At 73.7% G+C, this 12,897-nt stretch carries 11 protein-coding genes; 4 read left to right on the top strand and 7 right to left on the bottom strand.

All coding sequences use genetic code 11. The annotated features are described in order from the left end of the window. Nucleotides 1-3 precede the first annotated feature (3 nt). The gene (locus I003_RS0103470) at nt 4-489 is read right to left on the bottom strand and encodes a pyridoxamine 5'-phosphate oxidase family protein (RefSeq protein WP_027770220.1); all 486 of its coding nucleotides are present in this window, start codon (nt 487-489) and stop codon (nt 4-6) included. Nucleotides 490-857: 368 nt separating this feature from the next. Continuing rightward, a complete protein-coding gene (locus I003_RS0103460; RefSeq protein ID WP_027770219.1) occupies nt 858-1,427 on the bottom strand; it encodes a flavodoxin family protein in 570 nt (189 codons plus the stop codon). A gap of 331 nt (nt 1,428-1,758) precedes the next feature. Here I003_RS0103460 and I003_RS0103455 point away from each other — a divergent pair, with 331 nt between their 5' ends. Then, nucleotides 1,759-2,781, top strand: coding sequence for a glycosyl hydrolase (locus tag I003_RS0103455; RefSeq protein WP_027770218.1), 1,023 nt, complete (start codon nt 1,759-1,761; stop codon nt 2,779-2,781). A 9-nt stretch (nt 2,782-2,790) separates the two neighbouring features. Here the strand turns inward: I003_RS0103455 and I003_RS0103450 are convergent, their stop codons facing one another. Next, nucleotides 2,791-3,762 carry a DUF3500 domain-containing protein gene (locus I003_RS0103450; protein ID WP_027770217.1) on the bottom strand — a complete coding sequence of 324 codons (972 nt, stop codon included), beginning with the start codon at nt 3,760-3,762 and terminating at the stop codon, nt 2,791-2,793. Nucleotides 3,763-4,088: 326 nt separating this feature from the next. Here I003_RS0103450 and I003_RS0103445 point away from each other — a divergent pair, with 326 nt between their 5' ends. From I003_RS0103445 to I003_RS0103435, 3 genes are all read left to right on the top strand, one after another. Then, on the top strand, nt 4,089-6,470 hold the full coding sequence (locus I003_RS0103445; RefSeq protein ID WP_027770216.1) for an excinuclease ABC subunit UvrA: 2,382 nt from the start codon (nt 4,089-4,091) through the stop codon (nt 6,468-6,470). A gap of 94 nt (nt 6,471-6,564) precedes the next feature. Further along, nucleotides 6,565-6,939: a helix-turn-helix transcriptional regulator gene (locus I003_RS0103440; RefSeq protein WP_027770215.1), complete on the top strand. Its 375-nt coding sequence runs from the start codon at nt 6,565-6,567 to the stop codon at nt 6,937-6,939. A 10-nt stretch (nt 6,940-6,949) separates the two neighbouring features. After that, nucleotides 6,950-7,366, top strand: a complete 417-nt coding sequence (locus I003_RS0103435) for a VOC family protein (protein WP_027770214.1) — start codon at nt 6,950-6,952, stop codon at nt 7,364-7,366. A gap of 83 nt (nt 7,367-7,449) precedes the next feature. Here the strand turns inward: I003_RS0103435 and I003_RS0103430 are convergent, their stop codons facing one another. The 4 genes from I003_RS0103430 to I003_RS0103415 form a co-directional block, all read right to left on the bottom strand. Next, the gene (locus I003_RS0103430) at nt 7,450-8,049 is read right to left on the bottom strand and encodes a hypothetical protein (RefSeq protein ID WP_486584070.1); all 600 of its coding nucleotides are present in this window, start codon (nt 8,047-8,049) and stop codon (nt 7,450-7,452) included. Nucleotides 8,050-8,293: 244 nt separating this feature from the next. Then, nucleotides 8,294-9,694 carry a nitrosuccinate lyase gene (locus tag I003_RS0103425; RefSeq protein ID WP_027770212.1) on the bottom strand — a complete coding sequence of 467 codons (1,401 nt, stop codon included), beginning with the start codon at nt 9,692-9,694 and terminating at the stop codon, nt 8,294-8,296. Then, nucleotides 9,691-11,655 carry an FAD/NAD(P)-binding protein gene (locus I003_RS0103420; protein ID WP_027770211.1) on the bottom strand — a complete coding sequence of 655 codons (1,965 nt, stop codon included), beginning with the start codon at nt 11,653-11,655 and terminating at the stop codon, nt 9,691-9,693. The genes I003_RS0103425 and I003_RS0103420 overlap by 4 nt, the downstream gene beginning before the upstream one ends. Before the next feature lie 253 nt (nt 11,656-11,908). Further along, nucleotides 11,909-12,790: a helix-turn-helix domain-containing protein gene (locus I003_RS0103415; RefSeq protein ID WP_027770210.1), complete on the bottom strand. Its 882-nt coding sequence runs from the start codon at nt 12,788-12,790 to the stop codon at nt 11,909-11,911. Nucleotides 12,791-12,897 lie beyond the last annotated feature (107 nt).

The raw sequence follows: 12,897 nt of genomic DNA, 5'->3' as shown, positions 1-12,897 counted from the left end.
CCCTCAGAGCCGGATCTCGCGGCGGGTGTCGACGCCCGTGCCGTACTTCGGATCGCGGCCGGGGACGTGGACCTCCCAGGTCGCGGCGCGGGCCCGGAACAGGTGCAGCCCGGCGTCGCCGCTCACCTCCGCCGGGGTGAACCGCGTCGCCGCGGGGTCCATGGCGCCGCCGAACGCCTCCTCGCACGCCGCCGGGAGCTCCGCCTCCGGGACCTCCTCCGCCGTCGCGCCGACGTAGACCGCGCGGCCGGCGCCGATCGGTGCGGAGGAGTCGTAGACGACGATCGCGACGCCCGGCCGGGCGGCGATGTTGGCGGAGTGCCGCGCGCGCGGCGACGAGACCCAGTAGAAGGTGCGGTAACCGGCGTGGGTGAAGAAGACCGGCGAGACCCGCGGCCGCCCGTCGGGCTCCGTGGTGCCCAGGGTGAGATAGCGGTTCGCGTCGAGCACGTCGCGCGCCATCCCGGCCAGGTCGTCGGGAAGTGCCATGTTCCTGTCCCCCTTCGCAGCGTGCGGGCCGCCTCCGGCCGCCGGGCGAGGCTATCGGAGGCGACTGACAGAGCCCGCCTCCACCGCGCCGCGCGGCGCGCCCGTCCGGTCGGGCTCCAGCAGTGACGTGAGTGCGGTGACGTCCGCGGCCGTGTCCAGTCCGTCCACCGCCGGCGCCGAGCCGGGCGATCCCGGGGTCGGTCGGGCGCAGATCGGTCAGATGCCGGCGGAACCGACGTGGCCGCGGTGGGCGGTGACGCCGGTCTCCGCGGCCAGGGCGTCGGCCATGGTGACGTTCGCTCGTACCCCTTGCTCAAGGCCCATTACTCAAAGGCGAAGATGCCCATGGCGTCGCAGCCGGCTACTCGTCACGCCCTGCCCAGGGTCGCCCGTCCCGCGAGGACCACGGCGGTGTGCCGCGCGACCCGTCCGCCGAGGCGCTCGGTGCTCGCGATGTCGGCCTCGTGGACGCCGTCGGTGCCGGCGCCGCCGGAGCGGCCGGGGGAGCGGCGGGCGCTCCCGCCGTCGTCGTCGGCGTGCCGCTCCCGGGCCGGGTCGGGGCTGACCCAGTACATCCGGTGCCGGTCCGCGAGGGTCGCGAGGTACCCGAGCGTGACGTGCTTGTCGCCGGCCGTGCCCGGCACGTGCGTGAACCCGGCCGCGATCTTGTCCTTCCAGAACTCCGTCTCCCGGCGCGCGCCGGCCGACTCGGCGAAGACCTGGAACGCGCCGGAGGCCGACCCCAGGAGCGTCGGCGCCCCGAACACGATCGCGTCCGCGGCGTCCAGGGTCTCCCAGTCGCTCTTCCGCATCTCCTCGACCAGGACCGCGGTCACCACGGCGCCTTCCGCCTCGGCGCCTGTCCGGACGGCCCGGGCCAGGGCGTGGGTCCCGGGGCGCGAGTGATAGGCGATCGCGATTCTGGGTGACGTCTTCATCGTGTCGTCTCCTGAGAGGCGGACCGTCCCGGCATCGCGCTGGCGACCCCCGTGCCGGTCTCTGGCCGATGATCCGGGGCGCCAGGATCTGCCCCGGAGGTTGGCCGGGACTATCCGGGGACTTGGCGCCGACTTGGCGCCGCCGGGCCGCCCGTGCCCCGCCGCCGGCCCGTACGGCCCTCCCGTGGAGTAAAACGGTTTACTTCCTTCCTTTCAGAGATCGGTCTACGATCCGTATCGAGCGCGGAAGTAACGGAACTTGACCGGTTTATGGACAGAGCTTCAGCGGAGCGCTAGCTTGCGCCGAGTCCCCCACGCGAAGGAGACAGCGATGCACATCGTCCGACCCCGCCGCAGACTCGGCGCGGTGCTCGCCGCGGCCTCGGCCGCCGTCGTCACCGCGGCGGCACTCCTGGCCGTACCGGGCGAGGAGGCCGAGGCGTTCCCGCCCGGCTCCCGCCAGCAGGTGCTCGACTACCTGCGATCCGTCACCGGTACCTCGGTCGTCTCCGGCCAGCACAACAAGGAACCCGCCGACCAGCCCGGCCAGTACACCCGGCAGGTGTACGACGTCACCGGCCAGTGGCCCGGGCTGTGGGGCGGCGACCTGATGTTCCGGGCCGAGGACATCGCCAACCGCCAGCGCGTCGCCGACCAGGCGCGGACCGAATGGAACAACGGCTCACTCGTCACCCTCACCTGGCACGCCTGCCCGCCCACCGGGCCCGCATCCTGCGAGTTCGAGGGCGGCGTCAAGTCGCACATCTCCGACGCGCAGTTCCGGGAGCTGGTCACCGAAGGCACCGCGCTGAACGGCGCCTGGAAACAGCGGCTCGACTCCGTCGCGCCGTATCTGCGCCAGTTGCGGGACGCGGGCGTGCCCGTGCTCTTCCGCCCCTTCCACGAGATGAACGAGTCCTGGAACTGGTGGGGCAACCGCCCCGGCGCCGACGGCAGCTCCAGGCTCTTCCGCCTCACCCGTGACTACCTCACCGGCACCCACGGCCTGGACAACCTGATCTGGGTCTGGAACGTGCAGGACAACCCGGCGGGCGACTGGAGCGCCTACTACCCCGGAGACGGCTACGCCGACGTCGTGTCCCTCGACGTCTGGTACAAGAACCATCCCAGCACCGGGGACTACCAGCAGATGCAGAACATCGCGGGCGGCAAGCCGATGGCCATCGGTGAGATGGGGAAGGTCCCCGACGCCTCGCTGCTGGACGGCCAGCCGCGCTGGAGCTACTTCATGATCTGGTCGGAGCAGTTGCGCGGCAACAACTCCAACGCCGAGATCCAGGCCGCGTACTTCCACCCGCGCACGCTCAACCAGGGAGAGGTCCGGCTTCCCTGACCGTCCGCGCTAGGCGTGCCCGGACTCGTAGTGCGCCCGCAGCAGGTCCAGGCCCCAGTCGTGGCGCACGTGGCGCCATACGGAGTGGGCGTGGTTGCCGTCGTCCTGGGTGTTGTCGTACTCGATGAGGAAGTCCGGGGCGCGCACGCAGTAGTAGTGCCGCTCGCCCGGGGCCGGCCCGCCGGCCCAGGCGAAGGAGAGCCGCTCCAGACCCCGGGCCACCGTCTCCGCCCAGCATTCCCGCGCGTACTCCTCGGGGGCCCGCGCCAGGTAGCGGCGAACCAGACGTTCCAGCAGCCCGCGCTGGCCGGGCGTCATGTCCCCGTACGGCAGGCCCGCCGGCAGCAGGCCCGGGTCGGCGAAGGGATCGGCGCGGGTGAGGATGTCGTCCGGGGGTTCGGCGGCGTACACCGCCGTGGCGCGGGCGGCGGTGTCCAGGCCGGTGACCAGCTCGCGGGCCAGGTCCTCCTCGGGGCCCAGCAGCCGGCCGGCGCGCGGGCCGGCCGTGACGAGCGCGGGCTCCGAGCCGACGAAGTGCGGGGTGACCCGCAGGCCGGCGGGCGTGATCAGCACGTGTACGGCCAGGTGGTGGCCGTTCATCCGCCAGCCCCACGGGCCCGCGCCGTCCGGGTCGCCGAGCAGCCGGAGCCAGTAGCGATCGGGTCCCGGGCGGCCGGCCAGCTCCCGGCGGTGGCGCTCCACTTCGATCGCCCCGGCCGCCAGCCGCCCGCCGTGCTCGCTGTGCGCCGCGGCGAGCAGCGCGTCGACGGCCGCGCGCTGCTCGTCGTTCAGCCCTTCGGTGGACAGGCCGGGGCGAGGGCCGGGCAGGTACGTCCACTCGCGCAGTTCGGGCACGTCCAGCCGGGCGGGCCCGGCGCGCAGCTCCCGTACCTGCTCCGGCTGAAGTACGGCCAGCAGCGCCCGCGCGGCCTCCCGCATCCGCGCCGCGGTCGCCGCGGCGGCCTTCTCGGCTCCCCCCATCCGTTCCTCCCCCACGTCGCCGGATCACCGGGGCGTCGCCCCGGCGATCCATAGTGCAGTACGCGCGCTGGGGGCGGGCGTGACTCACTCCGTGTGGTGCGTCCCCTTCTGGTTCGCACCGCCCGTGCACGACCGGATCTGCGTCTTCGCGCCGTCCGCCGTGCCCGCGCCGGCGATGTCCGGGCACGCGCCGGCGATGCCCGTCAGCGTGCCGGTACCGGTGCCGCGGCCGCCGCTCCGGCCCGGTTGTCAGAGGCCGGTTCTAGGGTGGCGGGGACGGCCGGCCGACCGGGCCGTGCGACCGCCTGACACACGGAGAGACGAGCATGGCCACCAGGAAGGACACACCGGCGCCTGCGCGGCACGCCGCGGACAGCCACGACCTGATCCGTGTGCACGGCGCGCGTGAGAACAATCTGCGGAACGTCGACGTGGAGATCCCCAAGCGGCGGCTGACGGTCTTCACCGGCGTCTCCGGCTCGGGCAAGAGCTCGCTGGTCTTCGACACCATCGCCGCCGAGTCCCAGCGGATGATCAACGAGACCTACAGCACCTTCGTGCAGGGCTTCATGCCCACCCTCGCCCGGCCCGACGTGGACGTCCTCGAAGGGCTGACCACGGCGATCATCGTCGACCAGGAGCGCATGGGCGCCAACGTGCGCTCCACCGTCGGCACCGCCACCGACGCCAACGCGCTGCTGCGCATCCTCTTCAGCCGTCTGGGCGAGCCGCACGTCGGCCCGCCCAACGCCTTCTCCTTCAACGTCGCCTCCGCCCAGGGCAGCGGGGCGGTCACCGTCGACCGCGGCGCCGGCCAGACGGTCGACGTGGCCTTCACCGGCACCGGCGGCATGTGCCCGCGGTGCGAGGGCATGGGAAGCGTCTCGGACATCGACCTGCGCGAGCTGTACGACGAGACCAAGTCGCTGGCCGAGGGTGCGATCACCATCCCCGGCTACAAGCCCGGCGGCTGGATGGTGCGGATGTTCGCGGAGTCCGGCCTCCTCGACCCGGACAAGCCGATCGGCAAGTACAGCGAGAAGGAGCTGTACGACTTCCTGCACCACGAGCCGGCCAAGCTCAAGATCAGCGGCATGAACCTGACCTACGAGGGCCTGGTGCCGCGGGTGCAGAAGTCCTTCCTGTCCAAGGACCGGGAGTCCATGCAGCCGCACATCCGTGCCTTCGTGGACCGGGTGGCGACGTTCACCGCCTGCCCCGCCTGCGACGGCACACGGCTCAGCGAGGCGGCCCGCTCCTCGAAGATCGCGGGCATCAGCATCGCCGACGCCTGCGCCATGCAGATCAACGACCTGGCCGAGTGGGTGCGCGCCCTCGACGCGCCGTCCGTGGCACCGCTGCTGAAAACGCTGCGGGACACCCTCGACTCGTTCGTGGAGATCGGCCTCGGCTATCTGTCGCTCGACCGCCCCTCGGGCACCCTGTCCGGCGGCGAGGCGCAGCGCACGAAGATGATCCGCCACCTCGGCTCCTCGCTCACCGACACCACCTACGTCTTCGACGAGCCCACCACCGGGCTGCACCCGCACGACATCCGGCGGATGAACGAGCTGCTGCTGCGGCTGCGTGACAAGGGCAACACGGTGATGGTCGTCGAGCACAAGTCGGAGGTCATCTCGATCGCCGACCACGTCGTGGACCTCGGCCCCGGGGCCGGCACCGACGGCGGCACCGTCTGCTACGAGGGCACGGTGGCCGGGCTGCGCGCCGCCGGCACCGTCACCGGCCGGCACCTCGACGACCGCGCCGCGCTCAAGGGCACCGTGCGCAAGGCCACCGGCGCGCTGGAGATCCGCGGTGCGAACGCGCACAACCTCCGGGACGTCGACGTCGACATACCGCTCGGCGTCCTCTGCGTGATCACCGGTGTCGCCGGCTCCGGCAAGAGCTCGCTGGTGCACTCCTCGCTCCCCGCCGACGCGGGCGTGGTCTCGGTCGACCAGGGCCCCATCCGCGGCTCCCGGCGCAGCAACCCGGCGACGTACACCGGGCTGCTCGACCCCATCCGCAAGGCGTTCGCGAAGGCCAACGGCCAGAAGCCGGCGCTCTTCAGCGCCAACTCCGAGGGCGCCTGCCCCGCCTGCAAGGGCGCGGGCGTCCTCTACACCGACCTCGGCATCATGGCCGGCGTCTCCACCACCTGCGAGGAGTGCGAGGGCAAGAGGTTCCAGGCGTCCGTCCTCGACTACCGCTTCGGCGGGCGGGACATCAGCGAGGTGCTGGCCATGCCGGTCGCGGAGGCCGAGGAGTTCTTCGCCGGGGGCGAGGCCCGCACGCCCGCCGCGCACCGGATACTGCGGCGGCTGTCCGAGGTCGGCCTCGGCTACGTCAGCATCGGGCAGCCGCTGACCACCCTCTCCGGCGGCGAGCGGCAGCGGCTCAAGCTGGCCACGCACATGGCCGGCAAGGGCGGGATCTACGTCCTGGACGAGCCGACGACCGGCCTGCACCTCGCCGACGTGGAGCAGTTGCTCGGGCTGCTCGACCGGCTGGTCGACGCCGGGAAGTCGGTGATCGTCATCGAGCACCACCAGGCCGTCATGGCGCACGCCGACTGGATCGTCGACCTCGGCCCCGGTGCCGGCCACGACGGCGGCCGGATCGTCTTCGAGGGCACGCCCGCCGACCTGGTCGCCGGCCGGTCGACGCTCACCGGGGAGCACCTCGCGGAGTACGTCGGGGCGTAGCGCGGCACGCGGAGCCGGCCGGCGAGGGGTGCTGTGGCATGGTGAAGGAGTGAGGCTGGAGGATCTCGCCCGGCTGCGCCGGGCCCGGGACGCGATGGACCGCGACTACGCCCTTCCGCTGGACGTGGCGGAGCTGGCGCGCGTCGCGCTCATGTCGCCGGGCCACTTCTCCCGCAGCTTCCGTGCCGCCTACGGGGAGACGCCGTACAGCTACCTGATGACGCGCCGGATCGAGCGCGCCAAGGCGCTGCTGCGGCGCGGCGACCTGACGGTGACCGAGGTGTGCTTCGCGGTCGGCTGCTCCTCGCTGGGATCGTTCAGCACGCGCTTCACCGAACTGGTCGGAGAGAGCCCCGGCGCCTACCGGGCCCGCAGCCACGACCAGGGTGCCGCCATCCCGGCGTGCATCGCCAAGATCCGCACGCGGCCGGTGCGGCGGCGGAGCGCGGAGGACACCCTGCTCCGGTAGCGTGAGCCGCATGGGAATCGTGCTCTCGCAGTGCTTCATCGCCGTCGACGACCACGACAAAGCCCTCGCCTTCTACCGCGACGTCCTGGGCCTGGAAGTCCGCAACGACGTCGAGTTCGAGGGCATGCGCTGGGTGACCGTGGGGTCGCCCGAGCAGCCCGGCGTGAGCATCGTCCTCGAACCCCCGCTGGCCGACCCGCACGCCCTGCCCGCGGACCGCGAGGCCATGGAGCGGCTGCTGGCCAAGGGCCTGCTGCGCGGCGTCATCTTCGACACGGACGACTGCGACGCGACCTTCGAGCGCATCCTCGCCTCCGGCGCGGAGGTGCTGCAGGAGCCGGCCGACCAGCCCTACGGGGTACGGGACTGCGCGTTTCGCGACCCGTCGGGCAACCTGCTCCGCTTCAGCCAGCCGAGCGGTTCCTGACCCGCGCGGCTCCCGGCCCGGGCGGTGCCCGGCCCCGCTCCCGCCCCCGGGCGGCTCACGGCGACTGCCCGGCCCGGCGGCTCCTACCGTGCCCCTTCCAGCCGGGCCGAGCGTGCCGCGGCGGCGTCGGCGACCCGGCGGCTCTCCCGCGCGGTGCGCTCGGCCTCCGCCACCCGCCCGCGGGCCTTCTCCACCTGCCACTGGGCCGCGTCCCGGGCCGCCCCCGCCGCCTCCATCTCGCGCTCCAGGACGCCGATGTACTCCTGCGCCTGGCGCAGCCCGGCCTCGGCCCTGACCTGCTGCTGCTCGGCCTGCCGCACCTCGCCCTCCAGACGGACGGCCTGCCACTGCGCCTCCTCGGCCTCCTGGCGCGCGCTGAGCATTTCCAGAAAGCCCGCCAGGTTCCGTACCGCTCCTGCCATCTGCTGCAGCAGGTAGGCGGCGGAGGCCACGTCGTGCACCTCGAAGTTGTTCGCGCTGTCGGCCTCGTCCGACACCCGCAGGAACGGCCGCCCCGGGCGCCCGTCCGTCATCGAGTACGCGCACAGATCCACGTCGAACCCCACTGTCTGGCGGGGGTCGCCCCGCCCCTGAAACATCGCCCCGGCATTCCAGCCCAGGTGCAGCACCCGGGACAGGTCGTCACCGAGAGCCCCGAAATGGTCTTCCGGTGAGTCGGCCATGTTGCACCACGGCGGACAGACGAATTGGAGGCACTCATCCATGACGGTCACCCTCCTCATATCGTCACGAGCCGCCCCGGACTGGAGCGTTGATCACCCGCAGGAGGGACAGGGGGCGGGGGAGACGACCCCGGAGGGTGGTGAACTCGGCGCGCACGCACCGGTGATGACGATGCCCGCGGCCCGGGACACACCTGCCTGCGCACGCCGTACGCTGCAGTAAGTCCCGTGCCACGGGCCGGAGTTACTTGTCGGCGAGCGCCCGGTCCACCAGTGCGCCGGCCGCGCCGGTGTACGAGGCGGGGTCGAGGAGCGCCGCCAGAGCAGGTTCGTCGAAGTGTTCGGCGATCGCGGGCACTGCCGCGAGGATCGCCGGCAGCCCCCGTCCCGTACGCTCCGACTCCGCCGCGGCGTCGGTGAGCAACTGCTTCGCCCGCGCCTTGCCGAGCAGCGGGGCGAGGACCGCCGCCAGCCGCTCCGAGGTGACCAGGTTCTCCGTCATCCGCATGTTGGCGCGCATGCGCTCGGGCCTGACCTGGAGCCCTTCGGCCAGTTCGGCCGCGGTGTGCGCGGCCCCGCCCGCCAGGCGCAGGCACTCGCGCAGCAGGTGCCACTCGGCGTGCCAGGCACCGGCGGAGCGCTCGTCCTCGGTGACCATGCACTGGGTCACCGCCGCGGCCAGCGCCGGGACCTGGAGGGAGGCGCTGCGCATGAGGGTGGCGAGGACCGGGTTGCGCTTGTGCGGCATCGCCGAGGAGCCGCCGCGGCCGGCCACCGCGGGCTCGGCCACCTCGGCGACCTCGGTCCGGCCGAGGGACTGCACGTCGACGGCGATCTTGCCGAGCGCGCCGGCCACGACGGCGGTGGCGGCGGCGACGTCCGCGACGGGCGTGCGCAGCACGTGCCAGGGCAGGACGGCGGGCGCGAGCCCCGTCTCGTCGGCGAAGGCGGCGGTGAGCCGCTCGACGTACCCGCCGGAATCGCCCGTGCCGCCGTCCAGCGCCGCGTACTCCAGATACCCGGCCAGTGTCCCCGCCGCCCCGCCGAGCGACACGGGCAGCCCGCCCGTCAGCACCCGGTCCACCCGCCCGGCGGCGTCCAGCACCAGCGCCCGCCAGCCGGCGGCCTTGAGCCCGAACGTCGTCGGCACCGCGTGCAGCGTCAGCGTCCGCCCGGCCATCAGCGTGTCGCGGTGCGCCGCCGCCAGCCCTTCCAGGGCGCGGGCGGTGCGCAGCAGGTCGGCGTGGACGAGGCGCAGCGCCCGGTCGCACACCAGCATCGCGCCGGTGTCGAAGACGTCCTGGCTGGTCGACCCCCGGTGCACGTACTCCGCGGCTCCCGGGTCGCTCTCGGCCACGACCGCCGAGAGCGCCTTGACCAGACCGACGACCGGGTTGGCCGTCTCCCGCGCGGCGCACGCGAGCGCGCGCAGGTCGAGCAGGTCGGCGCGGGCCGCGGCGGTGATCGCGGCGGCGGCGCCGGCGGGCATGGTGCCCGTACGGGCCTGGGCGCGCGCCAGCGCCGCTTCGGCGTCGAGCATCGCCTGCAGCCACGCCCGGTCCGAGACGGCGGCTTCGACGGGGGTGCCGGCCCGTACGGGCGAGAGGAGGCCGGCGTCGGGATCGGCGTCGGGGGGTGCGGTCACGAAAGCTCCTCGGTGAGAGGGGGGCGGGGGCCGTCCGCGGCGGCCGTGAGAGCGAGGACGGCGCGGGCGATGGCGTCGGAGTCGCCGAGCGTCACGGAGTTCACCCCGGGGCGTATACCCGCGGCGGTCACCCAGTGCACGGCCTCGGTCGGCACGCCGTAGGCGAAGCGGCGGGGGTGTTCCCGGCCGGCGGCGTCGATCACCCGGTACGGACGCTCGCCGACGGCGAGTCCGCCGGTCACCACGTCGGCGCCGGAGTCACTGGAGATGCGGTACGGGCTGCACTGGCCGGTGGCGAGGAGGTGGGTGAGCAGCGGGTCGGCGGTGCGCCGGATGTCGGGCTCGGGCAGCCGCGCCTCGATCAGCGCTCCGGCCCGCACCGGGGGGCCCTGCACCCGGCTGGACTCGGCGACGAACGCCGGTTCGTCGCCCGTACGGTCGATGCGCACGCGCAGTTCGGGGCCCATGAACTCCAGGACGCCCGCGTGGGCCAGCGCGATGGTCTCCTCGATCCGGGAGGCGGGCGGGCCGATGGACAGATAGGCGTTCAGCGGCGTGTACCAGTTCTGCAGGTCGTCGCGGTACGAGATGCCCTCCAGGCCGCCGTGGTCGACCACGAGGCGGATCTCGTTGCGCAGGTCGCGCAGCACGTCGAGCGCCGCCTTGAGCGGCCCGCTGACGTTGCCCTCGCGTGCCTCGCGCACGTCGTTCGCGAGGTGGCCCAGCAGCCAGTCGCGGAACTCGGCGCGGCTGTGGAACTCGCGTGTCGCGTACGGGCGGTCGATACGGGCCCAGTTCCAGCGGTCCCCGGCGGGGATCCCGTGTGCGTCGAGCAGCGCGGCCTCCACCTCGGCGCTGGGCGCGGCGAGGTACTCCGCGACGAACGCCTCCCGTTCCTCCTCCTCCCGGCCCCGCGCCGCGAGGAGGGCGCCGTAGTAGACGCTCGCGACCTCCTTGGCGATCAGCGGCCACAGGTCGACGGCGAAGTACACGCGCCGGCCCGCGGCGCCGCGCTCGCGCAGCCGGGCGATGACCTCGGGGGTGAGCAGCCGCGGTTCGTAACGGCCGTGCGCGCCCTTCTCGTTGTGGCCGCGGGCGTGGTACGGAACGCCGCGCCGGGAGCCGGCGAAGAGCCGGGGCTCGCGGCCGGACGGCCGGTACACCAGCCGGTCGCCGCTGCGCTCGAACCGTCCCCCGCGGCCGGTGGTGAGCAGGGCGAGGTGGTCGAAGAAGTTCAGTCCGAGCCCGCGCAGCACCACGTTCTGACCCGGCCGGATCCCGGAGAGGTCGGCGTCGGCGGGGTTGACGGGGGTGACGAGCACGAGCCCGCACTCCTCGGCCTCGCGCGCCAGTTCCTTCTCGCGCTCGGTGGCGCGCGCCGGCAGGTGCCCCTGCGCGAGGACGACCGCGTCGAGGTGGCGTAAACGGGTGCCGTCGTCGAGGGTGAGGCACTGGCCGGCACCGCCGCCCTCCTCCTCGTCCAGCGCGACCGCGGTGGACCGGTGCACCCGCACGGTCACGTGGTCCGGGGCGCCGTCCACCACCCGGTGGAAGGAGTCCCCCAGGTAGTGCCCGTAGAACGCCCGTGTCGGATAGTCGTCCGGCCCCAACTGCCGTGCCTCGGCCAGCGCGCCGCCCGGCAGGGCCGGCCCGGCCCCCTCGCCCCGTACGGCCTCCCGCGCCCACTCGTACAGGCTGGGCCCGGCCTCGATCGGGCCGTCCATCTCCACGCTGGCGTCGGTGTAGACGGTGACCTGGGAGGCGACGGTGTTCATCAGCAGCAGATCCGGCTGGTCGGTCCGCCAGACCCGGCCCGCGCCCGGGGGGTGCGGGTCGACGACGTGGAGGTGAAGCTTCTCGTGGGCGGGGGACTTGCGCTCGTTGGCGCAGATGCGCTCCAGAACCGACAGGCCGCGCGGCCCGGCGCCGACGATGCAGACGTTCAACTGCCTGTGGGACATGGACACCTACTCCTCGGAGGCGACGTACAGGACCCTTCCGGAGGAGAATTCCACAATGCCCGACCTCACAGCGATGACAAGTTCCTGTGAGGCGAACTCCGATGCAGCACCGAGACCGGTGCTGACGTGCACTTTCGCGTGCAGTCGCGGGCGATGAGGCAGGCCGGTTCGGTCGGACCGGCCGGCCAGGCCCGTGCGGGCGGCGCGTGCGGGGGCCCGCGGGGGAGCCGCCGGGCGGAGGAGGGCCGGGAGGTCAGGGGCCGCCCGGTCCGGGGGCGGGTGCGAGGAGGGCCCGGAGCCGGCCCGGGGGGAGCCCGGACTCGGCGCGTACGACGTGCGTCATGTGCGCCTGGTCGGCGAAGCCGAGTTCGGCGGCGAGGCCGCCGAGGTCGCGTTCGCCGCCGGCCAGCCGTTCCAGCGCCCGCGCGGCGCGCAGCCGGTTGCGGTAGCGGCTGAGCGTGGCGCCGGTCGCCGCCCGGAACACCCGGCTCAGGTGGTGCGGCGAGCAGCCCAGCTCGGCGGCGAGGGGGAGCAGCCCGAGCCGCGGGTTTGCGGTCAGTGCCTCCCGGGCCCCGTCGGCGAGCCGCCGCCGGGCCGAGGCCGTGGCCGGAGCGCCGCTCGCCACCCGGCGCGCGTCCAGTTGGGCGAGCGCCGCCGCGACCAGGGCGACGGCGGACTCGGCGGCCCCGAAGGCGTCGGTGGCGGCGTCCGTGACGGCGTTCCCGGGGGCGGCTGCGGAGGCCGTGCCGCCACCGCGGGCGGACGCCGCGCACAGCAGCCGGTGCCGCAGCGCCATCGCGGGCGTGGTGAACACCAGCCCCTCCGGCACGGCGGGATCGCCGCCCAGCAGCGAGGCGAGCAGCGGTTCCGACGGAATGAGCTCCGTGTAGCGGTCGGCGCCGTGCGGGTGTGCGAACTGCTGCTCGCTGCCGAGCCGTTCGACGTACACCGACGCGGGGTCCATCGTCTGTTCCACGCCGTCCACCCGTGCCCGTACGACACCGTCGCGAACGAGGACGAGCCCGAAGACCTCCGCGGCGCGCACCGGCGTCCACCCGGCGGGCGGATCACCGCAGCGCACGTCCGCGACGTAGAGATCGTCGCCGGTGAGGATCGCGTGCCGGGTCGCGGCCATGGGGGTGAGCCTTGCACACGGCGCGTGGATCGCGCACGAACTTACAAGCGCGGGACCGGGAGGGGAGGGCAGCGTGACCGTCGTGCAAAGGACGACGAGGGAGCGGT

The organism is Streptomyces sp. CNQ329 (genome assembly GCF_000482585.1).
The sequence above is the reverse complement of the archived record's forward strand: the minus strand, read 5'-3'. Positions and strand labels throughout refer to the sequence as shown.